Source organism: Pseudarthrobacter defluvii, from assembly GCF_030323865.1.
Lineage (GTDB): Bacteria > Actinomycetota > Actinomycetes > Actinomycetales > Micrococcaceae > Arthrobacter > Arthrobacter sedimenti.
Genome location: NZ_CP066362.1, coordinates 1,035,653 through 1,060,796, shown reverse-complemented (window position 1 = coordinate 1,060,796; position 25,144 = coordinate 1,035,653). Strand labels below are relative to the sequence as shown.

Annotated in this window: 19 protein-coding genes and 2 pseudogenes; 9 read left to right on the top strand and 12 right to left on the bottom strand. The window is 62.8% G+C overall.

The genetic code is table 11. The features are described 5' to 3' along the window. The first annotated feature begins 19 nt into the window (after positions 1–19). Positions 20–766 (top strand): haloacid dehalogenase type II, encoded by a 747-nt coding sequence (locus JCQ34_RS04975; protein WP_286402517.1) that lies wholly within the window; start codon positions 20–22, stop codon positions 764–766. A gap of 15 nt (positions 767–781) precedes the next feature. On the opposite strand, the gene JCQ34_RS04970 is transcribed toward JCQ34_RS04975, so the two are convergent. Next, on the bottom strand, positions 782–1,789 hold the full coding sequence (locus JCQ34_RS04970) for a nucleoside hydrolase (RefSeq protein ID WP_286402514.1): 1,008 nt from the start codon (positions 1,787–1,789) through the stop codon (positions 782–784). 29 nt (positions 1,790–1,818) lie between these two features. Then, positions 1,819–3,263, bottom strand: a pseudogene (locus JCQ34_RS04965) (MFS transporter). A 45-nt stretch (positions 3,264–3,308) separates the two neighbouring features. Between JCQ34_RS04965 and JCQ34_RS04960 the strand changes: the two are divergent. Together JCQ34_RS04960 and JCQ34_RS04955 are read left to right on the top strand one after the other, a co-directional pair. Then, the gene (locus JCQ34_RS04960) at positions 3,309–4,178 is read left to right on the top strand and encodes a ribokinase (RefSeq protein WP_286402511.1); all 870 of its coding nucleotides are present in this window, start codon (positions 3,309–3,311) and stop codon (positions 4,176–4,178) included. After that, the gene (locus JCQ34_RS04955; protein ID WP_286402508.1) at positions 4,175–4,390 is read left to right on the top strand and encodes a hypothetical protein; all 216 of its coding nucleotides are present in this window, start codon (positions 4,175–4,177) and stop codon (positions 4,388–4,390) included. Before JCQ34_RS04960 ends, JCQ34_RS04955 begins: the two co-directional genes overlap by 4 nt. 263 nt (positions 4,391–4,653) lie before the next feature. Here the strand turns inward: JCQ34_RS04955 and JCQ34_RS04950 are convergent, their stop codons facing one another. Both JCQ34_RS04950 and JCQ34_RS04945 read right to left on the bottom strand, forming a co-directional pair. Continuing rightward, the gene (locus JCQ34_RS04950) at positions 4,654–5,727 is read right to left on the bottom strand and encodes an HNH endonuclease (protein ID WP_286402505.1); all 1,074 of its coding nucleotides are present in this window, start codon (positions 5,725–5,727) and stop codon (positions 4,654–4,656) included. A gap of 57 nt (positions 5,728–5,784) precedes the next feature. Further along, complete coding sequence (locus JCQ34_RS04945) at positions 5,785–6,522, bottom strand: hypothetical protein (protein WP_286402502.1); 738 nt, start codon at positions 6,520–6,522, stop codon at positions 5,785–5,787. Between the two features lie 351 nt (positions 6,523–6,873). On the opposite strand from JCQ34_RS04945, the gene JCQ34_RS04940 reads away from it, so the two are divergent. The 3 genes from JCQ34_RS04940 to JCQ34_RS04930 all read left to right on the top strand — a co-directional run bounded on the left by JCQ34_RS04940 (position 6,874) and on the right by JCQ34_RS04930 (position 10,411). Then, positions 6,874–7,098 (top strand): hypothetical protein, encoded by a 225-nt coding sequence (locus JCQ34_RS04940; protein ID WP_286402500.1) that lies wholly within the window; start codon positions 6,874–6,876, stop codon positions 7,096–7,098. Then, entirely contained in the window at positions 7,095–8,552 is a 1,458-nt protein-coding gene (locus tag JCQ34_RS04935) for a restriction endonuclease (RefSeq protein ID WP_286402498.1), read from the top strand. Before JCQ34_RS04940 ends, JCQ34_RS04935 begins: the two co-directional genes overlap by 4 nt. Positions 8,553–9,586: 1,034 nt before the next feature. After that, positions 9,587–10,411 carry a hypothetical protein gene (locus JCQ34_RS04930; RefSeq protein WP_286402496.1) on the top strand — a complete coding sequence of 275 codons (825 nt, stop codon included), beginning with the start codon at positions 9,587–9,589 and terminating at the stop codon, positions 10,409–10,411. A gap of 254 nt (positions 10,412–10,665) precedes the next feature. On the opposite strand, the gene JCQ34_RS04925 is transcribed toward JCQ34_RS04930, so the two are convergent. The 3 genes from JCQ34_RS04925 to JCQ34_RS21065 form a co-directional block, all read right to left on the bottom strand. Next, on the bottom strand, positions 10,666–11,712 hold the full coding sequence (locus JCQ34_RS04925) for a helix-turn-helix domain-containing protein (RefSeq protein WP_286402493.1): 1,047 nt from the start codon (positions 11,710–11,712) through the stop codon (positions 10,666–10,668). After that, positions 11,709–12,173, bottom strand: coding sequence for a hypothetical protein (locus tag JCQ34_RS04920; RefSeq protein ID WP_286402491.1), 465 nt, complete (start codon positions 12,171–12,173; stop codon positions 11,709–11,711). The genes JCQ34_RS04925 and JCQ34_RS04920 overlap by 4 nt, the downstream gene beginning before the upstream one ends. A gap of 177 nt (positions 12,174–12,350) precedes the next feature. Next, positions 12,351–12,623 (bottom strand): tyrosine-type recombinase/integrase, encoded by a 273-nt coding sequence (locus tag JCQ34_RS21065; RefSeq protein WP_350310817.1) that lies wholly within the window; start codon positions 12,621–12,623, stop codon positions 12,351–12,353. Positions 12,624–12,877: 254 nt separating this feature from the next. Between JCQ34_RS21065 and JCQ34_RS21060 the strand changes: the two genes are divergently transcribed. Continuing rightward, a complete protein-coding gene (locus tag JCQ34_RS21060; RefSeq protein ID WP_350310807.1) occupies positions 12,878–13,888 on the top strand; it encodes an endonuclease VII domain-containing protein in 1,011 nt (336 codons plus the stop codon). A gap of 342 nt (positions 13,889–14,230) precedes the next feature. Here JCQ34_RS21060 and JCQ34_RS04915 read toward each other — a convergent pair whose 3' ends face one another. From JCQ34_RS04915 to hisC, 5 genes are all read right to left on the bottom strand, one after another. Continuing rightward, positions 14,231–17,350 (bottom strand): DUF3427 domain-containing protein, encoded by a 3,120-nt coding sequence (locus JCQ34_RS04915; protein ID WP_286402488.1) that lies wholly within the window; start codon positions 17,348–17,350, stop codon positions 14,231–14,233. Between the two features lie 868 nt (positions 17,351–18,218). Beyond that, complete coding sequence (locus JCQ34_RS04910; RefSeq protein ID WP_286402486.1) at positions 18,219–18,797, bottom strand: Ltp family lipoprotein; 579 nt, start codon at positions 18,795–18,797, stop codon at positions 18,219–18,221. A 122-nt stretch (positions 18,798–18,919) separates the two neighbouring features. Next, entirely contained in the window at positions 18,920–19,213 is a 294-nt protein-coding gene (locus JCQ34_RS04905) for a hypothetical protein (RefSeq protein ID WP_286402484.1), read from the bottom strand. A 102-nt stretch (positions 19,214–19,315) separates the two neighbouring features. Continuing rightward, positions 19,316–20,731: an amino acid permease gene (locus JCQ34_RS04900; protein ID WP_286402482.1), complete on the bottom strand. Its 1,416-nt coding sequence runs from the start codon at positions 20,729–20,731 to the stop codon at positions 19,316–19,318. A gap of 44 nt (positions 20,732–20,775) precedes the next feature. Next, positions 20,776–21,873: a histidinol-phosphate transaminase gene (gene hisC, locus JCQ34_RS04895; RefSeq protein ID WP_286402481.1), complete on the bottom strand. Its 1,098-nt coding sequence runs from the start codon at positions 21,871–21,873 to the stop codon at positions 20,776–20,778. 93 nt (positions 21,874–21,966) lie between these two features. On the opposite strand from hisC, the gene JCQ34_RS04890 reads away from it, so the two are divergent. Continuing rightward, a complete protein-coding gene (locus JCQ34_RS04890) occupies positions 21,967–22,470 on the top strand; it encodes an Lrp/AsnC family transcriptional regulator (protein WP_286402479.1) in 504 nt (167 codons plus the stop codon). Positions 22,471–22,996: 526 nt separating this feature from the next. Then, positions 22,997–24,654, top strand: a pseudogene (locus tag JCQ34_RS04885) (thiamine pyrophosphate-binding protein). The last annotated feature ends 490 nt before the right edge of the window (positions 24,655–25,144 follow it).

Genomic DNA, 25,144 nt, shown 5'->3' with positions numbered 1-25,144 from the left:
AGACAGGAAGGACACGCACATGATTTTCCAGCCGTACCGTTCAGCCTCAACCGGACGCCGGGTGCGCGCCGTCCTCTTCGACACCTTCGGGACCGTGGTGGACTGGCGCACCGGTGTGGCAAGGGAGGTGGCAGCTTTCGCGGCAGCACACGGCCATACGCTCGACGCCGAGGCGTTCGCCGACCACTGGCGGGCCCTCTACCAGCCGGCCATGGAAGCCATCCGCTCCGGACAGCGCAGCTTCACCAAGCTGGACACCCTCCACCGCGAAAACCTGGACGAGGCGCTCCGCCACTACGGCATCAATCCGGACCGATTGCCCGGGGAGAGCCTGGAGGAGCTGAACAAATCCTGGCACCGGCTGCCGCCGTGGCCGGACAGCGTAGAGGGCCTGGCAGCCATCCGCCGCCACTACATCGTGGGCCCCCTGTCCAACGGCAACACCTCACTGTTGCTGGACATGGCCAGGAACGCCGGCCTGCCGTGGGATGTGATCATCGGGTCGGACATGACGGGGACCTACAAACCGCTGCCCGAGGCCTACCTCCGCACGGCTGAACTCCTGGACCTCCACCCCGGCGAGGTGATGCTCGCCGCGGCGCATAACAATGACCTGCGGGCGGCGCGCGAAGCCGGACTGGCCACGGCGTTCATCGCCCGCCCCACGGAACACGGCCCCGGCCAGGTGGCCGACCTGGCCCCGGAAGGTGACTGGGACCTGGTGGCGTCAAGCATCAGTGAATTGGCGGACCGGCTCGGGGCCTGATGCGTGGGCCAAGGCTCAGCCAGCGAGTGCAGGCTCGGGTTCGCCAGGCTCAATCACCGCCGTCGTGCGTTCAAAGTGCCTCAGCAGCGTCTCCACCAGGTGCGGGGCGAAGTCCTCTTCCAGCGCGAGCACCACCCGGCACCTTGCCCCGGATACCGGAGGGTACCCCGCGTACAGGCCGCGCATGTCGCACACGGTCTGCCCGCGGCCGGGGCCGTCGGAGGTGTCGACGGCGGCACGCACCACCGGCGCCAGAGCCTGCTTCACAGCGCCAACAGCGAGCGCCGCGGCCAGCGGGTCGTGCATGGCGGAGCAGGGCCGGCCGTAGATGCCCTCGTAGAACTGGAAGTAGTAGCCCAGCATCTCCCCCAGCGCCCGCGGCACCGCCCCGGCAGAAGAAAGCAGCGCCTGCCGGTGGTGCTCCTCCAAAACAGACGCCATGGTCACGTCCAGTGGCACCAGGGTCACGTCCCAGTCGGCGGCGAGCACCAGGGCGGCGGCCTCGGGGTCGTGCCAGATGTTCGCCTCGGCCACGGGCGTGATGTTCCCCGGCGCCAGCGCGGCGCCGCCCATCACGGTCACCGACTCCACCAATGACGGCAACGCGGGCTCCAGCCGCAACGCCTCGGCAATGTTGGTCAGCGGCCCGATCGCCACCACCCGCAAAGCACCCGAGTACAAACGCGCCAGCCGCACCAGCATCTCCGCCGCGGACTCGGCGGCAAGGGAAGCCGCAGCAGGAGAAAGCGAAACCTCGCCTATCCCATTCGACCCGTGCACCCAGGGCGCCCCTCCGTGAAACGAGCCAACCAGAGGATCATGCGCACCAACGGACACCGGCACTGAAGCCGCCGCGGCCAACTCCAAAAGGTCCAGGGTGTTCCGGGCTCCGACGGCGGCACTGACGTTCCCGCTCACAGTCCCGATGCCCACTACGGACGCAAGAGGTGAGGCGAGCAGGTAGGCCAGTGCGAGGGCGTCGTCGATGCCGGTGTCGCAGTCGAGGTAAACGGGGGCAGTCACAATAGGTTCCTTCGCAACAGATAGAGGGGTTAGACCGTCTCGCCCTTGGGGGCGGCGACGAAGAGGCTGACGATGAACGCGGCGGCGGTGATGCCCACCGAGATCCAGAGGGCGGTGGCGTACCCGGCGGCCGTGGCCTGGGCCGCGAACGGCGCCACGAGCACGACGCCGAGGCTCGCCCCGATCCCGAACGACGCACCGTTGATGCCGGGCAAGGCAGCCGGGGCTTCCTTGGGCGAGAGCAGCACCGAGAGCCGGTTGATGGCGGTCAGGAAGAAGCCGTTGTAGAAGATCCCCAGGCACGCAACGGCGACAAACACGGCAACAGGCGAAGTGGAAAACACGGCAGCCACCACAGCACACACCAGGCTCAAGGACGTCCCCAGCCGCAACGTACGCACCCACCCGCGCCGGTCCGCCAGCCACCCGGCCAACGGCGCGGCGAAGACACCGATCAGCGCGGCGGGGGTGAGGAACAGCAAAGCCGAGATGGAGGCGGAAAGCCCGAAGCCGCCGTCGTTATCCTGGCTCAGCAGCACCACGGTGAAGTTGATGACCGCGAAGATGCCGGCCAGGGTGAGGACGGTGGTGGCGATGACCGGCCACACCTGGCGCGAGCGCAGGTGGTGCACGGCGATGAGCGGGTGGCTGCGGCGCTTCTCGATGAACCAGAATCCCGCAAAAGACAACACGGTGCCGGCCAGCAGTGCCAGGGCGGTGGGCGAGGTCCAGCCGGCGGCCGAACCGTCGGACACGAAGTAGGTCAGGAACACCAGGAACAGCGAGAGGGAGCCGGCGCCCCACCAGTCCATGGCGCCGCGCACCCCAGCAGGACGTCCGGCGGGCACCAAACGGAAAATGCAGAAAGCCGCGATGGCGGTGAGGACAAGCACGACGACGAAGATGGATCGGAAGCCGAGGGTCTCGGCCAAGAGCCCGCCCACGTAGCCGTCCACGCCGCCCACTCCCCCGTTGATGGCCGCGATGATGCCCACGGAGGTGCCGAAGACCTTGGCCTGCAGGTTCTCGCTGAGCACGATGTAGGCGAGCGCGAACACGGCGCTGGAGACGCCCTGCAGGAATCGGCCGGTGACCAGCAGCGGCAGGGTGGGCGCGGCGATGCAGATGATGGTGCCGGCGCCCATGATGCCCAGGACCAGCAGCAGCGCGGCGCGGCGGCCGATGAAGTCGCTCCACCGGCCGATCACGGGCCCGGCGATGGCGCCGCCAGGAAGAACATGGACTGGACGGGGGCGGCGCTGTCCGCGCTTTCGCCGAAGCTCGCGGCGATCTGCGGCAGCGCGGGGGTGACCATGCTGGCGTTCAGCTGGAAGGACAGCACGCCCAGCAGCAGGGTGGAGATCAGCAGGGCGGCGCGTCGGCCGGAGAGCCTGGTTGCGTCGTCGTCGGGAAGTACGACGGCGGCGCCTCCTTCCGCGGGAGGCGCGGCTGCGGCGGGGGTCGGGGTATTCACATCAAACTCCTTTGTTCGAGCAGAAGGGGATCGTCTTCGGCTCCCATGAACACAACACGTCCTGCCGTCACCGTGGTCGGCAGCATCAACCTGGACCTGATCGCCACCGCCGAGCGGCTTCCGACGGCGGGCGAAACCATCGGCGGCGCCGCCCTGTCCGAGCAGCCCGGCGGCAAGGGCGCCAACCAGGCCGCGGCCGCGGCGCGCTTGGGCGGCAGTGCGCGGATGGTCGGCGCCGTCGGCAAGGACGCGTCCGGGCAGCGGATGCTGGACGCTTTGGCTGCCGCCGGCGTGGACACCTCCGACGTTGCAGCCCTCCCCCAGCCGACCGGGACGGCGCTGATCGTGGTGGACCGCGACGGCGAGAACCAGATCGTCGTGTGCCCGGGCGCCAACTCGCACCTGTCGCTGGACGGGGTGGAGTTCGGCCCGGAGGAGACGGTGCTGTGCCAGCTCGAGGTGGGCCTTGCCGTGGTGCTGGAGGCCGCCCGGAAGGCGGCCGGGTTCTTTGTGCTGAACGCGGCACCGGCCATGGACCTGCCGGCGGAGCTGCTCGAGCGGTGCGACCTGGTGATCGTCAACGAGAGCGAATACGCCCTGATCCCGGCACTCACTGAGGCAAAGCTGGTGGCGGTGACGTACGGCAAGGACGGCTCCGTGATGTTCGAGCACGGACGGAAGGTGGCCGAGGCGCCGTCTGTTGCGGTGCCCGTGGCGAACACCGTGGGCGCCGGCGACGCGTTCTGCGCCGCGCTGGTCCTGGCGCTGCGGAGCGGGCTGGACTACACGCGGGCGCTGGCGGTGGCCAATGCCGTGGGTGCTGATGCCGTGGGCGACCCGTCCTCGCAGCCGGATTTGGCACAGCTGGGCCACTATGTGGAGCGGACTGCCGCCGCTTCGGGCGCTTCCTCGTGAGTGTTGTGTTTCGGCGGGCGGTGCCGAGGGACTTTCCTGAAGTCCGGCGCATCACCCGCGACGCCTACGTCCGGGCGGGGCACTTCGCCGCCGACCATCCGTACATAAGTGTGCTGGAGGACGTCGAGCACCGCGCCGAGCACGCGCAGGTGTGGGTGGCGGAGGTGGCCGCGAAGGTGGTGGCGGCGGTAACGCTGACCTTCGCAGGCTAGCCTTACAGCGAGATCGCGCAGGACGGGGAGCCGGAGTTCCGGGGCCAGTGTCATCTTCTGCGGTGTCACACGAGCCATGAGGACACCGTAGAGCGCCTAGGCACACATCGGAAGCGTTCGCGGGCCACAACAACGAGTCACCCCCAGGGTGGCCGGACCGGCTGACCTAGCCCCTTCCAGCATTTGCTTCCATGCCGGCCGGCGTGACGTTGTTGACATCCATATTGAAGTAGCAGTCCCGTATCTCCCGAACCGTTCCTCTTCTACGATGAATTCCTGTCTTGAGGCCGCTCCGGCGCCAAAAATTCCGACGCTGCCTCCGCCCACATCGGCAGATCGCCCTGGAACCGAAAGAGTCCTGCGTCATGGGCCCTGTGATGGTTCGGGCACAGGAGGCGCCCGTTCTCTACAGATGACGGTCCCCCTTGGCTATCCGGGATGACATGCGCGGCTTCGAGGATTTCTACTTGGTCGAAACCGCACACGGCGCACTTGGGTTCGTAGGCGGCCAGCAGCAGGGTGCGGAATTGCTGTTGGTGGTTGCGGCGCCTTACGATCGCGTAGGAGTAACTGGCTACAACTTCCGGGCGTGTTGGATCGCCTAATGCGGCAAGTGAAACTCGGTTGATGTGTTCTTGCCACAGCGCGTTGAGAGTGAGGGTTTGAAGTCCGTCCAGCCGTGCACCGCCTCCTTGGTATTGGTTCGGAAAACCTGGGACGTTTCGCTCGACGATCTCCCATGGAAGGACTTCAGGCGCGTCAACTAGCCTGTCCCAGGCCACCGAGATATGAGGTCCCGGTTCCGGGTGATCGGCCGCCCAGTGTGTATCAAGGTAGATGTTGCTGGCCGCGTGCCCCGATGCTACGAGCCCGCGCTCCTTTTGGCCGACGAGGAACAGGAAAATGCGGTCACCCTTCGAAATGTCTGTCTTGCGGCTTCCCGTGGACCAGGGCTCAGAGCCCGTTCCGCCTTCCAAAATTTGCTGCTGGATAACGAGCCGTCGCTCTTCGGCCCATTGCCACATGGTTGGATTCCATAAGAGGACAAACGAGCCCCGCCGCTGGGAAACAACCTCGAAACGCATCGCCCTGAGACGGGGAACGGCGCCTCGCAAACCGCCCTGAAACTCCGAGTTGGGCAACAGTTGCCCGGTCTGAAAAAGGTGGGCGACGCCTGCAATGGCCTTCGAGTCGTAGTACCGCCCCTCATTGGCCAGAACATACTCATCAGCAGTTCCGAACCCGTAGGTTCGCAGGAAGTCGACCCGTCCAAGCTTGTCGTACTCCTCGAGTGCACGCAGTACTGCCCGGCGATCGTTAAGGTCTTTTAACGCCATTCGGCAAGTCCTTGCAAAGACGATATGTGGCGGAAGTATTTTGATCGTGCAGCCACGTCAAACGATCCCTGTCCGTGAAGGCCTTCTCCCGGTGGCGAATGCCCAGCGCTCTACTTCGTCTGCTCCCACAATCCGCCCTGATTGGGACAATTCTTTTGCCCAAGCTTTCATTACAAGGAGGGCGTCCTCGTAGACGGCGGGGCCGTAGTTCGTCGGCTGGTTCGGGTCCAGCAGCGGTCGCCCTGTTTCCCGGTGCAGGCTGCGAAGCACTCGGTTGTCGACGATAAGGCACGAGTGCCCTAAAGCACCACCACCTGCGAAATAGAGGAACTTGGTAAAAAAGTTGGGCCCCAGAGAACTTATCGCATTACGTCCTGGCTTCAGAAGCAGGAATGCGCCGCGCGGGTCCGTCACGGACAACCCTGCCGCCCCTCGGAGCAACAACCGCACATCATCGTTTCCTAAGACGGACTCTATCCGCCGCGGAGAGTTTCGATGACTGCTTCCAGTCCCCCATGCCAGCGCGTGCCAGAACAACCGGACGGCGCCAATCCCCGACTCGTCGTCTCGCGCGGTCTCGGCAAGGGCGAAAATGTGACCTCGACTGATGAAGCCTTGCCCCGTTTCGCCTGAACGGCCTGTCACGGGGGCGCCCTGGGATTCCGGAATCCGGCTGTTCCACCAGTCAAGCTTCAAGTCGAAACCGTGGTTATCGATCGCCTCCACGCGGGGGTGCTGCCCTATCCATACCCGCAAGGCTTCAGGTGGCGGGACATACGGGTTGAATTCGCTCATACCGGTCACCCTAAACGATTTGAAAAGCCGAGGGAGGAAACCTGAGTATCTTCCTTCCGTTCCGGGTAGCGACTATTCCAGTTTTCGAGTGCTAACTACCCAAGCGGAATTTAGAGAGCTGGGAAAGACTGAGAATTCGATGGCACCGAAACAGGGCGCGTTGGGAATGAGTGCCTATGGGAGGGGTAAGTACGAATGGCGGAAATGAGCACGAATGAGAAGGCTCGGGAAGCCTCGGCTCGGGCGGCGCTAGAAGCTGCTGATTCGTCTCGGAACGACTGGAAGGTACTCTGGGCGCGGGCAACCTACCTGCGAGCCATTTCCCCGTCCGTAGCCACTCCTAGGTATCCCATGAACGTCACGGGAGCGGCAAAGGCGCTGGGAAAGCCAGTGGCTACGGTCCGCCCCTACGTCCTTGCCGGAAAGGCCCTTGCCCAAGCCGGCCGGGTACAACTAACGTCACCTCCCGAGCAGGCCGATCTGAAAATCGTGGAAGCGGCCATGGACGAGGCCGCCGCCGCGCCGGTCATCTCGCGCGGCAACGCGAAACAGGAACCGGTAGGAGTACAACGTTGAGTTCTGACGACAAGGCCGCCGGTGGTGATGCCCGCAGTTTGTTCCAGTCCCTTAAGGAGAAACTAAAAGCGATACCGATGGCTCAGCCAGAGCACGCTGAGCCGCACGAGGAGAAGCCCGCCCCGGGCACTGATACATGGCACGAGGCCGAAGCTCAGGACATGAATTTGAGCACGGACAGCATGGTGTCGGAAGATCCAGAACAACTTCTGGCCAAGGATCCAAGGACCATGTGGGCATGGTCCGTGTATGCAGAGTACCGATTCCGTCTGCCTGTCAGCAGTCACCAGGCGCAACAAATCCTCGGAGCTATCCCTCCCGGGGACCACGTCGAGATATTTACGGCCGTAGTGATATCAGCAACTACTCCCAAGCCCAGCCCTGACGCCTTCCCGCAGGGAACCCGCTTCGCGGCCAAAACATTCGACTCCTGGGTTTTGCCATCCCAGAACGCCGCAGAGGATGTCACGGTCATACCCTCCGCTGATGCCGAACTGTTCACCTGGACTAGCTTCCCAACGCCCGTTCGAGTAGCGAAAACCGAGTTCCACATGATAGATGGGCGGATTATTTCTGCCTATTCGGACAAGAAGACATCCAGCTGGCTCCACGAGGGCGTAGGAAGAAGCATCCTCAGACTTCCCGATAACCCATTGACGCCCTTTCCACCAGGAGTCGGAACAGGAAACATGAGCGCTTTCCCACCCGACTCCGATTCGCCAAAGCGCCTTCTCAGCGATTGGCATTCAGCGGAAGAAGTGGCCCTCTGGCACATGTCGGAGCGGCTTGCCTTCTTCGGTTCCCGACTAACGGGCGGAGTCGCTGACAAGGGAGTGGACGTCGAGCACCCGCAGGCGGTGGCCCAAGTGAAGATGCAGGCGAATCCAGTCGGCTCTCCGCAAATACGCCAGCTGCGCGGAGCCCGGCCCCACCTCGCAAACCACATCTTCTACTCAACGTCTGGATATACACGAGCCGCGATCGCTGAAGCGGCAGAGAGCAGCGTCGCGCTGTTCCTCATAGACGATGACGGCACGCCCTGCCCGTACGGCGCCGAGGCCGAACAAATCATATTGGAAGGACTCCGCCGTCACGGAGGCGACGAAGCCCTGGTGGCCGCATACATACAGTCCGTTAGTAAACGCGTTATGAAGGCGGAAGCAAACTACGGCTGGGGGCAATTTGGCAGTGTCGATGCATACGCTGCACTTCGAGAAACTCATTCGAAAAATAGGAACAGGCTCGAAAGGGCTGAAAGCCATTTGAAAGGGGCTGTCAACGCCGTTACTCACCACCCCCGCATCGGGTCAGCGACACACAAGAGTATCGTCAGCCACTTCCGCAATGCAGATCTGCGGGCAGCTTTCTTTTGTCAAGCACTTGGCCTGGCTTACCCCGGTGATAAGCCCCTGGGCCGGAACCGAAAGACTCCTACAGCAGCCGACTTCTACTGATAGCTAGGACCTGCGGCCCCTAAGGCTTCAGCCCGGCCCAACAGCGCCAAGCGCAGGCTGCGCCATGGCCTAACTACGTCATAGATGGATTTGGAGACGGGTGAGGCAGCTTAGCCGAGCCCTTCAATTGCAGGCTCAACGGCTGTAAGCAAAACCGATAGCGATCACCTGTCATGACGCTTTTCCGAAACTGCTGCCGGCCACGACGGCTTCTGCTGGAAGTTCCCACCCCCGTTGCCCGATTACCTAGGTAGTGTTTCCAGCTCCTTGAATCTCTTCTAAAGGACCATCGAGAAAAGAGCCAACTCGTTTTGCTTCACTGTCTGGTCCTTGCCCATCTCCGCCATGAGTATAGTTGCCGTCATGAGGGGGACTTCGGCAATCAGCGCGGGTTCGTTGATGAGGACAGTCCACACCCCCTTCATGGGGTTTTCCTCAGTAGCGGCGTGCGTCCAACTTGTAATGAAAAGGTCATCAGTTCGATTCTGATAGGAAGCTCGGGATAAACCCCCTAAAAATCAAAGTTTCTAGGGGTTTTTTCTCTGGCTTCTTGACAAGCGGGGAATCTTTTGGGCTCCCCGCTTTTCCTTGGGTTTCCCGGCATGTTCGTCACTTTTTCGTCACCAAGTAAAGCCTCTGGTTCGAGGCCAACTGACGCGCCACAGAACCCGTTGAAGGCCAGCACGTCCTGGCACCCAAACGTTTCCCCTATTGTGGAGACATGGCGACTTCTTGGGGGACTCCCATCGGATGGACTGGGACACGGGACGCAATCGCGGCCAAGTACGGTGGCACCACGTATGCCGGTATGGAGACGCCAACCCTGTCCCCGAATGTACTACTGTTCACCGACCCAAAGGTCGGCCGGGAAAACGGTTACGAGTTCGATGGATGGTCGCAGACGGTGAAATATTCTCATATACCGGAATGGGCCGGGTCGGGCCACGCCCGGGCCTTCTGACCCTGGCGAGCTTCGCACACGCACTCCTGAACTGCAGCCTTACTAACACCATCATCGGAGGATGAAAGCATTCATGCGCACAGCCAACTACCCTGGCTACCGTATACACGAGAAACAGCGGGTACAGACGAATGACACGATGATGGGCCTGCTGGTCGGCTCCAAGTTGGCGGCCGCCACGCTGGAGCTCACAGCCGGGTCTACTGTTACGCTATCCAAAATGTTTCCTGCGGTGGAACATATCCGTCGGTTCGACCATGTAGCCGACACAGCACGGGATGTCCTGTCTGACGCTGAACCTCTGCTCGGAGTTATGGCGGTGCCATTCGTCCTAGGCCTTCATGAGGACCTGATAGTCGGCATGCTCAAGATGATAAACGCAGAAGCCCAAATGAGCGTCTCTGAGCTGGAGAAGGCCAAGTCGGCCAACATGCATTCAAAGTTCCAAGATTCCACGGGCACCAACTTCGCGCCAGAACTAACGGAGTTATTTCATCTCGTTCGGCTGATGCGTAACACTCACATCCACAATGGCGGACGAGCGGACAACAGTCTGCGAAATTATTCTTCAACTGTCTCCGCGCAGGGAAAGACTACGTGGACTCAGATAACAGGCCTCTCCGCCCCAGTGTTTGCGCTTGGCGACGACGTCCGTCTCGGGTTGCCCGAGCTCATCGGGTCTCTTGCCGTGACAAAACGCCTCGCGGATGAGGCAAACGTCGTCCTGCAGACAGCGCTCGGGCGCCAGACGTGGCTCAGAATGCTCAAGGACGATTGGGGGGCTTCTGTGCCACCGAAGGGGAACCCACAACAGCGCCTGAAGAACCTCCGGGGCTTTGCTCGGATGTATTATGCACCCCTCAACTTCACTACGCCTGAAATCGAATCTGTAGCTTAAACAAATGATGGCCCACAGAGCGGGCCATCATTTGTTGCTACTAGTTATTTAATTTAAAGCGGAGGCTTTACCACTGACCTAGGCCACAAGGACCCTAGCCATTTAAGCTACGAGACGAACTCGCCTGGACTCGAACCGGATCTCCCCGTTCTGTGAAACGTGTGGTCGTGAACCACCGGCACCGATAGTGCTCGTTCCTGAATGAGTGAGTCGATCCTACCACTAGTTTTGCAATGCACGTCAAGCAAGCCTAATCAAGAGACGGCCCTTAGGCCTCGGCGGACAGGAACAAACGGGTGGATATCTCGACCAGAGGCTTGGCCTACCAATGAAGCAATCTCGTCACTTGTGAAACCGTTGGATTGCAGGTTGCTGCCAATGGAAGCGGCCAGTGACGCTTCTTCAGGAGGCAACTCGTCGCTGCCTGGCTCATTGGCCTTCCACCCTCGCGCGTTCATAGCCTTGTAAAACTTAAGGCGATCGTCCCCTGTCGCCCGACCAAGCCTGTATGCCCGCTCGAATAGCGCCTGCATCGACACACCCCATTCCTGCTTGAGGTCCACGAGTTTGCCAAGGGTCAGTGCCCCCAATGAGGGATAAATGGCACGCTCCGGCATGAGGAATTCGGCAGCGAACTGATTCGCTTGCTCTTCCATGTCAAGGTCGGCGTAATTCGAATGCAGAACCAAGTGCCCCAGCTCGTGCGCCAGGGTGAGCCGTTTCCGATCCGTCGGCAAGGATGCATTTAGGAGTATTACTGGATACTCGCTGGCCCACTGAGACAGCCCGTCCATTCGCCGCGTGCCGAAGTCCTCCTCGATGACAAGCACGCCGGCGGCTTCAATCCACCGAACCAGATTTCGCACCGGCCCGATGGGAAGGCGCCATTGCGCTCGGACTTGCCCCGCGGCCTCCGCGGGGGTGACGCTGTCGGGGTCGAACGTTGGCACGTGGTTTTCAGCTTGCATCGGCAGACGCTCGAACAAATAAGACGACTGCATACGCAGGAGATTCAGGCGAGCTTCCATGCGCTTCCAGTCAGACGCCTTGGTCGATTTCTGCCGACGCATGTGAGCATCGGCCGCGATCGCGCCCTGCAACCGAAAGGAATGATTTAAGAAGTCAGGCGAGAGGCGTAGCGCCTCTCCCAGCTTCGCGAGAGTCTCGTCATCGGGAGTGCGCAAGTTGTTTTCATACCTCGATAGGGCCGCTTGAGTGACACCCAGCGCTTCTCGCAATTCCTGTTGCGTGATGCCTGCAGCCTGGCGGGCGGCGAGAATGACATCACCTATTCCGTTCACGAGGAACCTCGCTTCTCCTCTGCTGCTGGAATGATCTGGCTCAAATCGAGAACAGGAAGGTTCGGCTCAACCGGCGTCCAAGTGATGTCCTGGACTCCACCCTCGATCTCGTCCAACCGGATGCACCAAACGGGGTTGTCCATCTTGTCTCGGTAAGAGATTAGCGCATCTCCAATCCGGCGCTCATCTGCGTGCCACATGTATCCCATCGCCAACGGAATCAAATCCATAGTCGGCAGCGATTCATCGTTCGACCAAAACGACCGGGCACCATCCGTGGGGTAGCTTGAAATCCGATCGCCAGGTAGGTGCCGCTTAAAGCGCACCACAAAGTTGGCATTGCCGACAGGTACTACCATCTCGCGCTTAGGCTCCTTATCAACGATCTGAATGCCCAGCGCCTCTTGAAGTACTTGCTCGTTCATCCTTGCCCAGAGGCGCTCATGGATAAAGTTCGCCAAATAGCGCTCCGTAGCAGTGGCCATCCACTCAGGGTGGTCCGCCCTGTGGGTCTGATAGTCCGTTCGGGCTGATGCCATTGCGCGCCTGAAGCAATTGACGAATGGGGCACCCAACTCGCCCAGGACCTGTTCAGCGTTTCGCGATGAAAACATACCAGAAAATATACCACACCATAATCAAGCGAGAAGGGAAGCAACCCGGTATCCGGCCGCTTTGCCCAAAGTACGGCGCGCTCGGTCGTATCGCCGCGTGGTTCGGGGGTCGGCATGGCCCATGCTGTCCTGGAGGTCGTGCAGGGTTGTGCCTGCATCGGGGGCGAGGCTGGCGAATGTGTGTCGCGGTGAGTGCGGACTAATTTTTCCCTCGATGCCAGCTGCCCCGGCCAGCCGCTGCACGGTACGGAACGCCTCAGAGGATGCCCACCTTTTCCCGGTAGCCGTGGTGAACAGCGGCAGGCCGGCGCCTGCCCCACCTGCCAGCAGCTCCCGGCCCTGGTTCCTAGGTAGGCATTCAGAAACTCAGCGTTCGGCGTCCACTATCGTGGCCGTAGTCCGTGGTGGTAGGGTCTCCCGAATTGAACCGGGTAAGGAAGCCTGCGGGCCCGCAAGTGCTCTCTCCCGAGGCGCAGGCCGCGAGAGAGTCCCGCCCTCTCTCCAGGAAGTCATCGACGCAAGATGTCGGAGGGGCAAGCTACCATGCGGACATGAGCGATGAGTGGAACAAGTGCGAAGCGGTTGACGGGACCTGTGACCGACCGGCACGGCACCGGCGTGGCAAGTATTGCAGTCAGCATGGACGCATGAGCCGCCTAGGCAAGCCACTGGTGAAGCTTGCATATGAACTTGGCGATGGCGAATGGAATATGTGTCAAGCCGTTGATGGCACTTGTGACCGTCAGGCACAGGCTCGCCGTGGCAAATATTGCGCCCGCCACCGGGAACTACACGCTCAAGGGAAACCCCTCGTGCCGCTCAAAAACAAGTACGCCCGCGATGGCGAATGGAATATGTGCCAAGCCGTCGACGGAACCTGTGGCCGCAAGGCCCAGACTGCTGGCTCAAAGTATTGCACCCGGCATGCTGAGTTGAACCGGGATGGGAAACCCATGGTGAAGCTCCGGGAGAGCCGTCCGCGAGGCACCGACCCGCTGGATTGCACATTCGATGGGTGCGACAAACTGGCCGTAGCCAAGGGCCTCTGCCCAGGGCATTACCAGCAGTCAGAGGCGGGGCAGGAGCTTACCCCTCTGAGATATCGCCGCCCGCGAGGCTCAGCCAGCGCCAGGAACGAACGCGGCGAGAAGCACTGCCCCGGCTGTAACCAATGGTTGCCCGAATCCGACTTTCACGACTCTCCGTCGACCACGGGCTTGAGTCACACATGCCGCCTCTGCACCGCCGCCCGCATGGTTGCCCGTAAGTACAACCTCCCGCCCGAGGAGTATCGCCGGATGCTCGAGGAGCAGGGGGGCGCCTGCGGGTCCTGCGGCAAGGTGCCGGAGAACCGCCGCTTGGTAGTGGACCACGATCACAGTTGTTGCCCCACCAAGACCTCATGCGGGGACTGCATCCGTGGCCTGCTTTGTGACGACTGCAACTGGGGCATTGGACGTCTAGGGGATACTGAGGCGGCCGTCCGCGGCGCCCTCGAATACCTCGTTAGGAGCAACAATCGTCGGGTCCGCCTCCCGGAGAAGGGCGAATCCGCTGCCTAATTGGCAAAAGCCAAGAGGAAACGCGTCTTGGTGAGTTCGTCAGACACCCATTCATCCTATTCGCGGCTCGCGGCGCCGCCAGTGATTAGCCCCCTGTCGGCGGTCGCGCGTTTTGATGACCTCGGCGACCCCGGCCATGGCAGTGGGAACGCCACGACGACAGACAGGTGACGCAGCATCTCGCTGACGCGGCCGCCGAAAAAGACAACCTTCAGGAATCAACCATGAAAGCCGCATAGCCCGACGTGTTGCGCAGTGCTGCCAGAACAGCGGCATGAGCATCCTCACGGCAGAACATTCACCACAAACCGTGAAGAGCCGGCTTACATCTCGATTCTTTACCTATTGCGCCACCGCGGCAGCGGTCGCATACACATCCGCTGGCATTGGCCTTTGCAATTTCCACGTTATCGCGATGGGTTTCTCCCCGGAGTGCTGAACGTAATCCACCTGTCCCAGGCACGTATACGGAACTGTCAGCCCGGTCTCGTCATCTGCCGTGTGCCTTGTGAAGATCAGAACCTTCGAGCCGTGCGAAGCGCGGTCAAGATAGCGGCGGCCCGTCGGGCTCGTCGGGGACGTTGCGTTTTGCGATTCCCAGTGGAACAGCTCGGGGCTGGTGGCGTAATCCTTGTACATAGTCGTAGCCGAGTGCTTCTTGTCATCCTTATTCAGGGTCACGAAGAAAACATCTGTGGAAGTTGCCGGACACCATGCGACGCCCTCGCGGTGTTGCACATTCTTGCCCTGTTCCAGGGAGCCGTATTGCAACGCCGCAAGGACCTCTTCGCGGCGGTACGTGGCATGTGAGAGCAGCGGGATGTGCTGCAATCCAGCGCCTAGGCTCTTTGCTGCGTGTTTCGACGCCGCCACTCCCAGCTTCACGACCTGACGGATCTCGCGGCACACAAACTGGTAACCGCGCAGGTGGTCTAGGCCGTCGTCGTACGTCTTGAATCCTCCGCCGTCATCCCACAGCGTGTAGAACAGCATGCGTGCAAAAGCCTGCTCGCGCATGCCGAGCTCCGCATGGCGGGGCGCGTCAGGGGCTACCAACATGGAATAGGCGGCGGCGCGTTCGGGATCGTCCACGTGAATCAGTGCGGCCATGCGGCCCAGCAGCTTCTTCTCCTCCGCGTCCGACAGCTCCTCGAGCTTCCCGCGCAACACTGTCTCCAGGGGTGAGAGCCCTTCGATCAGTCCTGCCTGCCGGAGGTAGCCGGTCCACGAGTCCCTGGTGGACCGGTAGATCGTTTTCACGTCGTTCCCGGACCGCTCCAGATAGGCCTCCAGCTCGGTCTCGGCGTACGAGGCGATGTCCCGGACCAGCTGTGCCCGGTTGAACCGCAGCTGTGCCTTGATGTTGTCCAGGACTACCTTCTGCGCCACCCGGTCCAGCACGATCTGCGACCCGGAGGGCAGGTACGGGAACTCATCCTCGACAGCCTTCTCCAGTTCCTTGCGGCCGTATCCGGTTAGCGCCCGGTAGCGCAGGTCAAAGCGGAACTCGCGGCGCTGCTGGCCGATGAAGTCCAGGACCGTCAGCACCGCTTTGCCCTCGGCACGGCGCAGCCCGCGTCCCAGCTGCTGGAGGAAGACTGTGGCGCTCTGCGTGGGCCGGAGCAGCAGAATGGTGTCCACCTGCGGCAGGTCCAGCCCTTCGTTGAAAAGGTCGACGGCGAAGATGCAGTTGATTTCCCGCTGCCCCAGGCGCCGCAAGGCTTTCTCGCGCTCAGCATTATCAGTGGTGCCGTCGACGGCGACCGAGGCAATGCCGGCTAGGTTGAACACTTCCGCCATGTAGCGGGCGTGCTGGACGGAGACACAGAAGCCGATAGCCCGCATCTCGTCGGTGCTGGTGACCTTGTCCCTGAGTTCGCGGATGACTTTGGCCGCTCGGGCGTCGTTCCCGGTGTAGAGGGCACTCAGCTGGGTGGTGTCGTAGTTGCCGCGTTTCCATTCCAACTGGCTCAGGTTTACGTCATCGGAGACGCCGAAGTAGTGGAACGGGACCAGCAGGTCAGCGTCGAGGGCGTCCCAGAGCCGCAGTTCGCTTGCTGTCCGGCCCTCAAAGAACTGCTTGGCGACGTCGACGCCGTCGCCGCGTTCCGGTGTGGCCGTGAGGCCGAGGAGCTGCTGCGGTTTCAGATGGTCCAGCAGGCGGCGGTACGTGGGCGCCATCGCGTGGTGGAACTCGTCGATGACGACGACGTCGAAGAAGTCAGACTCCAGCTGCTCGATGCCGAGGGAAGACAGCGACTGGACGGACGCGAAGATGTGCTTCCACTCCCCCGGCTTGTGCTCCCCCACGTAGAGTTCGCCGAAGACGCCATCCTGCATGACGTCACGGTAGGTGCGCATCGCCTGCTTGAGGATCTCCTGCCGGTGGGCGACGAAGAGCAGTTTTAGGTCTCTGCCCGCAGTTTCGCTTAGCCGTTTGTAGTCCAGAGCGGCGATGACAGTTTTGCCCGTGCCCGTGGCGGCGACCAGAAGATTGTGGTTAAAACCCTTAAGCCGCTCGGCTTCCAGGTCCTCCAGCATCTCCTCCTGGTGGAGGAACGGTTGAACCTCAAGGCCGGTGGTTGCGTCCGGGGCCGCAGTGCGACGTCCGCCGTTGCGCTCCAGTGCAGCGTCCAGCTTTTCGCCGTCGCGTTCCGGATCGTAGCTTTGGAAGGCACGCTGCTCCCAGTAGCTGTCGAAGGTAACCTCAAACTTCTGCAGGAGTGCTGGCGTTGCCACAGAGCTGAGCCGGACGTTCCATTCCAGCCCGTCCAGGAGAGCAGCCTGGCTCAGGTTAGAGCTGCCAACGTACGCGGTGTCGAAACCCGTGTCACGGCGGAACAGCCAGGCTTTGGCGTGCAACCTTGTGGCCTGGGTTTCGTAGCTGATCTTGACCTCGGCCCCATACCGGTTGACGAGCTCATCGATTGCGCGGCGCTCCGTGGCGCCCATGTAGGTTGTGGTGATGACTCGGAGCTTGGCACCGCGCGCCTTGAGTTGCTCTAGGGCAGACTCCAGGAGTCTGAGGCCGGTCCAGCGGACAAAGGCGCAGAGAAGGTCCACAGTGTCGGCGGACTCCATCTCAGCCCGGAGCTCAGCGGCGAGATTCGGGTCGTCCTTGCTATTGGTCAGCAGGGCGGACTCGCTCAGCCTTGTGGCGGGCCGGCGGAGTTGGCGACGCTTGAGCACATCTGGGCGGTGGAGCGACTGGAGCTGGGAAGGGACATCCGCGATTAGGTCGGCATGCCGAAGCTGTTGAAGAAGTCGGTTCGCCAAAGCGACCCGGTCGGTTGGCTTCGCTCCGGCGAGAGCCTTCCTAGCAGCGTCTGCCACGTAACGGGAGAGGATATCCGGAGAGTCGTCGTCGTCGATAAGCCCAAAGTGTGGTTCCAGCTCAGGAACCTTCGACAGACTTGCCGTCAGCCCTTGGGTATTGAGCAATTCGTATAGGCCTTCGGGCAATTGTTCAACTGCCCACCCCCCATCGGTTGTCTTCACTTCGCCAGGGTATTTGGTGGAGCAGGTAATAACCAATAGTCACTATCATCCCGGACGAAGCCAGCTTCTGGACGGAAGCCGCGGAATGAGCACCGGGGAAGTACCTCTGAAGGTCGCGATGGGGTTTGAGTGGCCCGATGAGTGCTCACATGTACACACTCGTAATCGGACTGTCGCTACAAGCAGTCCGTTGCAGCATTGGCCATCAACCACTACTGACACGTACCTGTGTGGTTATTTGGGGTTTGCCCGAGCCCATATTAACTTCCATTGACACGCAGGCATTGGCCAAGAATTTTTTGCCCATTAAGAACTTCGGACTCAAGGACGTAGCGAGAAGTCTGGCTCTGCCGCCATTTCAGACACCACAACGCGGAAGAAGACGCGGTTACCTGTGCCCGCATCCTCATCGACTTGGCACGGTCGCAAGGAGGCGTGAATCAACTCTGGTCGTCCTCGCCAATAGCAGGGTCGGGAGCTCCGGCCGTCCGCTCGCTTGCTCGGGCCTCTGGTGATCTGCATCCGTGGATAAGACAAGAAATCAAAGAGAACCCCTACTCACCGGAGGAGCACAATTTTTGGCTCGACCTGGTTCTTCTGCGCTGATTTCCACACCCCGGCTGACTTGCGAGCAACACGAAGGTTATTTACGAAACCCGACGCCCATTCATTGGCAGGCCGGTGCGCCGCTTCGATGTCTTCAAGGCTCGGAGACGTCCCCCCTTCACGGCTTGTCCGAGCAGAAGGTTTATGACTCTATGCTCCGTCGACAACCACTTATACAGAGCGGAAAAAGGGGACCCTCGTAGGGGTCCCCTTTCTGTGGTTCAGCCTATCCGGCCAGGTGATCGACCGCCCACTGGGCTTCCGCCGGGGTGAACTTCTCCCCGTATTGGCTGATCAGCTGGTCGTAGATGCCGGCCGGCGACATCGCCATCCGGGACTGGTATTCCTTGGCCTTTGCCAGGGCATTGGCGTTGTAATCGGCTTTCAGGGTATCCACCGCGTACTGCGCTGCATCCGGGGCGAACTTCTCGCCGTACTGCGAGGTGAGCTGGTCGTAGATGCCCTGCTTGCTCATGTGCATCCGGCTGGAGTACTGGGACGCCTTAGTCAGTGCGGAGTCGTAGGCGACCGGGACCTTCGGTGCGGGAGGCGGCGGAGGCGGTGCCGGGGTGGCCGTCTTGGTCGGCGTCGGGACGGCGGCCTGGGTTGTCGGTGCTGCCGCCTTCGTGGTGGCAACAGCCGACGGCGTAGTCGGCGAGACGCTGGCAGCCTCTTCCTTCTTGCCACCCTTGGGCGACACGATGATGATCAGAAGGATGATGGCGACAGCCCACCAGCGCTTTTTCTTGAACCATGGACGCTTCGGCTTTGGAGCGTTGGGCGGTGGTGTTACTGCATTAGACATTACTGTCCCCCATATTCGGTTATGCGAGTGGAATCGGATCCCTCCCGTCTGCAAGAGCGAGACCACTCGCATATCCTAAGCCCTCCGCTCTCCGCAGATGCACACTAGGTCACCGTTGTGACCTAGCCAAGATCATCCCCGTTTTCGAGGTCCCGCTGGTAAGCCTCGGACTCCTGCTCCCGCAGCTGCTCCTTGTCCTCGCGGCTGACGATCAGCTTCTGCCCCACACCCAGGCCGAGGCCGGTGCCGTACTGGGCGTAGTGCTCCTCGCACATGTTGCCCCACGGCTCGCCCGGGAGGTTGGTTTTGCCGTCATAGTGGGCCTCCTTCTCCACTCCCTGTCGCTGGCAGAAGTCGCACTCGGGAAGGCTGTACACCTCGGCGGTCGTGACGTCTGCTTCTACTGGATCTTCCATGGTTTCTCCACTCGATGGCTCTTGCGGACCCTGGACAGCCCAAGGTCACTCCGGTGCTTGTAGACCGATCGTAACGAACGGCCCAGCTCAACGGCGATTTCCTCATAAGTCGACGAAAACCGGAGACTCGGCACGGTCAGCAGATTCGGAAACGAGCGCAGTGCCCCGCCGGCGGTGGTTCACCCAGCACCCCAACGCCAGAAGCGCCACGAGTCCAAAGGTACTCAGCAACTGGGGTCGCGAGGCCTCGCCGATGAAGCCCACCGTGAAGATCGCCGCCAGGATCAGCAGGCCAAGCGAAGTGAGCCACGGGAATCCCGGCATCCGCAGGGGAAGCTCGGTTCCCTCGCGGTCGGCACGGAGGCGCAGCACGAGCTGGGCCAGAAGCGCGGATGTCCACACCAGCAGGCAGGTGGAGCCCACGATGTTCAGCAGGACGCCAAGGACCATCTCTGGAAACATCAGCTCCAGCACCACCGTGACCACGCCGAACGCGACACTGGCCAGGACCGCGACCACCGGGACCCGCGCCTTTGATACCGACGCGAGCCAACGTGGTGCCTCACCCCGCCCTGCCAAGGAGTACGCCATCCGGGAAGCACCGTAGAGGTTGGCATTGAGCGCGGACAGCAGTGCCGCGACGGCGACCAGAGTGATGGCGGTGGCCGCGCCGGGCATACCGGCAGCGTCCAGCACCGCGGCGAACGGGCTCTTCAGCCCGGCAGAACCCACCGGCACCACCGCCGCGATCACGAAGATCGCACCGATGTAGAACACCAGGATGCGCCACAGCACCGTCCGCACAGCCTTCTTTACGCTGCGGGCCGGTTCCGCGGTCTCGGCCGCCGCAACCGACACGATCTCGGTGCCGCCGAACGCGAACGCCACCACAAACAGCGCCGTCGCAATCCCGCCGAAACCGTTGACCGCGAAGCCCTCCCCCGTGAAGGTGGACAGGCCCGGCGACTGAACGCCGGGAATCAAACCGAACAGCAGGGCAAAGCCCACCAGCAGGAACCCGACGATCGCCGCGACCTTAAGCAGCGCGAACCAGAACTCGAACTCACCGAAGTTCTTCACACTGGTCAGGTTCACGGCGGTGAGCACCACGATAAACACCAAGGCCATCAGCCACACCGGCAGGGCCGGGAAGATCGTCGCCAGCAGACCCGCCGCACCGAGCGCCTCGGCGGCGATGACCACCACCAGCTGGATCCACCAGAGCCAGCCGACTGTTGCACCGGCCACCGGCCCGTAGGCCTTCGCGGTGTAGACGGAGAAGGCGCCGCTGTCCGGGTTGGCGGCGGCCATCTCGCCAAGCGCCCACATCACCAGGATGATGAGGGTGCCGGCCACGAGGTAGGAGATCAGCACCGCGGGGCCGGCGGCCTGGATGCCCGCGCCGGAGCCGATGAAGAGGCCCGCGCCGATGGCGCTTCCGAGCCCCATCATGGTGAGCTGCCGGGGTTTGAGGGCCGCACCGAGCGCGCGGGCAGACGTCTTTGTCTGTTGTTCCATGGGATTCCTCTAGTCAGTAGGTGGAACGGATTTGGGGATAAAGTTCAGGCTGAATGGGCTTCGAGGAGCCGGAGCACGCGGTTGTTGGAGGCGGGGTCGGCCACCGTGATCCGCACGCCGTCGCCCGGGTACGCGCGGACCAGGATGCCCGCGCCGTCGAAGGCGTCCACGAGCCTCGCCAAGAGGGGGTCGTTGGCGCGGATCCACAGGAAGTTGCCCTGGCTCGGCTGCAGCGTCCAGCCCTGGGCCTCCAGCTCCGCGGCCATCCGGGCGCGCTCCTGCTTCACCAAGGAAACCCGCGCCTCCATCTCCTCCCCCGCGTCCAGCGACGCGATGGCCGCCTTCTGCGCCAGCGCGCTCACGGCAAACGGCAGGGCGGTGCGGCGCAAACCTTCGGCGATTGCCGCCGTCGTAAGGGCATACCCGACCCGCAGGCCGGCGAGCCCGTAGGCCTTGGAGAAGGTGCGCAGGACGCAGACGTTCGGGTACCGGCGGTAGAGCGCTAGGGAATCGGGGACGCTGCCGGCGTCGGCGTACTCCCCGTAGGCCTCGTCGATCACCACCAGGACGTCGGAGCGGACGGACTGCAGTAAGGCTTCGAGGCGGTGGTGGCTGATCGGCACGCCGGTGGGGTTGTTGGGCGTGCAGATCAGGATGACCTTGGTGCGGTCGGTGACGGCGGCGGCCATGGCGTCAAGGTCGTGGCCCTCGGCGTCGTCCAGCGGGACGCGGACCGGCCGGGCGCCTGCCAGCTCCACCAGGATGGGGTACGCCTCGAAGGAGCGCCACGCGAACACCACTTCGTCCCCGGCGTCGCACAGTCCGGTGATGATCTGCTGCAGGACGCCCACGCTGCCGGGACCCACCGCCACTTCCTCCGCTGCGACGCCCAGATGCCGGGCGAGCCGTTCGCGGAGTTCGACGGCGGCCATGTCCGGGTAGCGGTTCATCCTGCCCGCCGCCTCGGCCACGGCGGCGGTGGCAGCGGGCAGGGGCTCGTAGTGGCTTTCGTTGCTGGCGAGGGCGGCGATGTCCGCGCCGGCGCTGCGCCGGCCCGGGACGTACGCCGGTAGTCCGGTGACGGCGCTACGGAGGGCGGGCAACTTTGTTGCCGGCGGGGCCAGGAGTTGATCAGGGCTCATGAAGACCGATCATGGAAGTGACCCAGACCACAATGCAAGGTACGCTCTGGTGCTTGGGACTTCTGCTCAACTTCTACTACCTGTGGTGAAAATATGACCATCGCGAACACTCGCACCCTCGATTCGCTCGACGGCAGGATCATCCTTGCCCTCGACAAGGACCCCGAAGCCAGCGCCCTGGCACTCTCCCGGACACTCGGCGTCGCCCGCAACACCGTCCACGCCCGGCTGGCGCGGCTGGAGCGCAGCGGCGCGCTCCGCTCCTTCAGCCGCAGGCTGGACCCCGCCGCGCTGGGCTACGAACTGATGGCCTTCCTCTCACTGTCCATCAGTCAGACGCGGACCGGCTCGGTGGAGAACGGGCTCGCTGCGATCCCGGAGGTCATCGAGGTGCACGCCACCACCGGCGACGCGGACCTCATGGCCAAGGTGGTTGCCCGCGGCACCGCCGACCTCTACCGCATCACCAACGAGATCCTGGAGATCGACGGGATCGAGCGGACCAGCACCGCCATCTCCATCCTGGAACTCATGCCGCCACGCTACGACGGGCTGATCAGCCGGTTGTCAAAGGAGGAGTCCCGTACGGCGGACTAGTGCATGCGGTGCGAAGTGCCCCCAGGGCGTAAGCATCATGGGCCCGATGCGCACGCCTTCACGTCCCGAATTAGAGGACGCCTCCGCTTCCGTCGCTAGGGCTAGCGTTGCGGTAGGTTCCGCCTTCCCTGTAGACCCTGCCACGCTGGGACTGGAACGTTCCCCTGTGCGCAGGCGGCTTTTCCTTTGCCCGCCTGTCTTGGAGGATGCTTCTCCACGCGACGCCAAGCACAAGAGCAAGCGGCACGCCCAGGAGTATCAAAGCCATGTACCCGTCCATACGATCCATTCCCCACTCATGTATCCGGCACGACTCATCTGATACTTGCATGCTAGTGCGCGCAGTTGAATCTGATCCGGGCTGCGAAGTGAAAACAGCCGCGTCCCGGCTCCTGAAGCGTGCAGCGGTAGCGGTGCCTCCGACGAAACTGGGCAAATTTGCACTCCACAAGGCAAAATGCTGCCAAAAATCCCACTCGCAAATCCGGCTCTTGCTGATCTGAGGTCTGCGTCACAGGATTCCTGCATGACTTCACTTACCGTCTCGGGCCGCGTGGCAGAGGTTCTCAGCAGCTATGTCAGCGACGTCTTCGGTGTAATGGGCAACGGCAACGTCTACTTCCTGGACGCCGCGGAGCAGCGGGGCCTGCGCTTCACCCCTGTCCGGCATGAGGGCGCCGCCATCGCCGCCGCGGACGCCTACTACCGGACCTCGGGACGGCTCGCCGCGGGCACCACCACCTACGGCCCCGGCTACACCAACGCGCTCACCGCCCTGGCCGAGGCCGTCCAGGCGCAGATCCCCGTCGTGCTGGTCACCGGCGACGCCCCCACCAGCGGCGCCCGGCCCTGGGACGTGGACCAGGCCGCCATCGCCGCCGGCCTCGGCGCGGCCACCTTCACCGTCACCCGCGACGCCGCGGGCGCCGTCACCCGGCAGGCGGTGGAGTACGCACTCACCCGGCGCACCGCCGTCGTGCTTGCCATCCCCTACGACCTCGCCGAGCTCGAGGCTGCGGACGAAGAGCTTCCGGAGCCGACGGCTTTGGAGGTGACGGACGACGGCGGCACGGACCTTGCGCGGGCCGCCCGCCTCCTCGCCGGGGCCAGGCGGCCGCTGATTTTGGCCGGCCGGGGTGCGCACCTCGCCGGTGCCGGGCCGGAGCTCCGCGAACTCGCCGACCGGCTCGGCGCACTGACCGCCGGAACCGCCCTCGCGCTCAACCTCCTCAATGGCGAGGGGTACCTGGGCGTGGCCGGCGGTTTCGGCACCGACACCGCGGCCGCGCTCATGAGCGAGGCCGACGTGGTCCTGGTCGCCGGGGCGAGCCTGAGCCCGTTCACCATGCGGTTCGGCACCTGCTCGGCGCGGATGCCACTGTCATCCAGATTGATACTGCGGTGGAGCCGACCAATCCACGGGTGGATGTGTTTGTTCAAGCGGATTCGAAGGCTGCCGCTACGCGGCTACTTTCCCTGCTTAAGGACTCGGCCCGCGCGAAAGCCTGGCGCGCGGAAGCCCGCAAGCGTCTGGCCGCCGGACCCGGGCATGAGCCGGGATCCGCGGAAACCGTGGACGGCCGGCTGGACCCGCGCACCCTCGCCTCGGCGCTCGACGCCGTGCTGCCGGAGCGCCGCACGGTGGTCCAGGACGGCGGCCACTTCATCGGGTGGGCGCCCATGTACTGGAACATCCCGCGGCCGCAGGACCTGGTGATGGTGGGCACCGCGTACCAGACCATCGGTCTGGGCCTTGCCAGCGCCGTCGGGGCGGCCCGTGCGGTGGAGGACGACCGCACCCTGGTGTTGGCCTCCGGCGACGGGGGGTTCCTGATGGGCCTGTCCGACCTCGAATCGCTGATCGGCGCCGCACGCAGCGCGATCGTGGTGATCTACAACGACGCCGCGTACGGGGCCGAGATCCACCAGTACGGCTCGCAGGGTCTGACCGAGAAGCCGATGCTGATTCCCGAGGTGGACTTCAGCGGCGTTGCCCGGGCTTTGGGTGCCGAATCTGCGGTCATCCGCTCGCTGGATGACCTGTCAGCGCTGCAGGAGTGGATCAACGCCGGCGCTCGTGGGACTTTCGTCGCAGACTGCCGGATCACGTCCAGCGTCCGGGCGCCCTGGCTTACCGAGTGGATGGCGGCCTCGCACGCAGCGAAGGCAGCTGTAGCGGGTTAGTCGACTGGCCCAAAGTTCGATGACATCCTGATTGAGCCAAGCGAAGTTTGAGAGTTTGCCAGCCGACTTGATGAGGAGGACGCGTGGAAGAGGAAGAGCCCTGGTACTCCAAACTTCGGAAGCAGTGGAAGCCGGAGCGGGTGAACTTGTTGATGATCGCTGAAAGCGCCCCAGCTGATGGTGGCAATGCTGTGAATCGCAACTTTTTCTATCGATCCGACCGGCTTGGTCCAGACAATTTGTTCCGCGGAGTGGTTGCCGCGATGTACGGGACTACGAACGACGTCTTGAAACATAGCGGTAAGCGTCCATGGTTGGAACGTCTCCGTGATGACGGTTTCTATCTCATTGACCTCGCTTCTCACCCGGTCAATAGGCTAGGGACGGCCGAGAAGCGCCGATTGCTGAGAGATTCCGTTGTAGATTGCGTTGCCCGAACAAGGCAACTCGACCCGGCTGGCGTGGTTATCGTAAAGACAGATCTATTTCC

Excerpts from the sequence above, each read along its gene's own strand:
- JCQ34_RS04905 (WP_286402484.1), bottom strand. The coding sequence starts at position 19,213 with ATGGAAGATCCAGTAGAAGCAGACGTCACGACCGCCGAGGTGTACAGC.
- JCQ34_RS04945 (WP_286402502.1), bottom strand. The coding sequence starts at position 6,522 with ATGAGCGAATTCAACCCGTATGTCCCGCCACCTGAAGCCTTGCGGGTA.
- JCQ34_RS04890 (WP_286402479.1), top strand. The coding sequence starts at position 21,967 with ATGACCATCGCGAACACTCGCACCCTCGATTCGCTCGACGGCAGGATC.
- JCQ34_RS04910 (WP_286402486.1), bottom strand. The coding sequence starts at position 18,797 with ATGTCTAATGCAGTAACACCACCGCCCAACGCTCCAAAGCCGAAGCGT.
- hisC (WP_286402481.1), bottom strand. The coding sequence starts at position 21,873 with ATGAGCCCTGATCAACTCCTGGCCCCGCCGGCAACAAAGTTGCCCGCC.
- JCQ34_RS04950 (WP_286402505.1), bottom strand. The coding sequence starts at position 5,727 with ATGGCGTTAAAAGACCTTAACGATCGCCGGGCAGTACTGCGTGCACTC.
- JCQ34_RS04930 (WP_286402496.1), top strand. The coding sequence starts at position 9,587 with ATGCGCACAGCCAACTACCCTGGCTACCGTATACACGAGAAACAGCGG.
- JCQ34_RS21060 (WP_350310807.1), top strand. The coding sequence starts at position 12,878 with ATGAGCGATGAGTGGAACAAGTGCGAAGCGGTTGACGGGACCTGTGAC.
- JCQ34_RS04960 (WP_286402511.1), top strand. The coding sequence starts at position 3,309 with ATGAACACAACACGTCCTGCCGTCACCGTGGTCGGCAGCATCAACCTG.
- JCQ34_RS04900 (WP_286402482.1), bottom strand. The coding sequence starts at position 20,731 with ATGGAACAACAGACAAAGACGTCTGCCCGCGCGCTCGGTGCGGCCCTC.
- JCQ34_RS04975 (WP_286402517.1), top strand. The coding sequence starts at position 20 with ATGATTTTCCAGCCGTACCGTTCAGCCTCAACCGGACGCCGGGTGCGC.
- JCQ34_RS04940 (WP_286402500.1), top strand. The coding sequence starts at position 6,874 with ATGAACGTCACGGGAGCGGCAAAGGCGCTGGGAAAGCCAGTGGCTACG.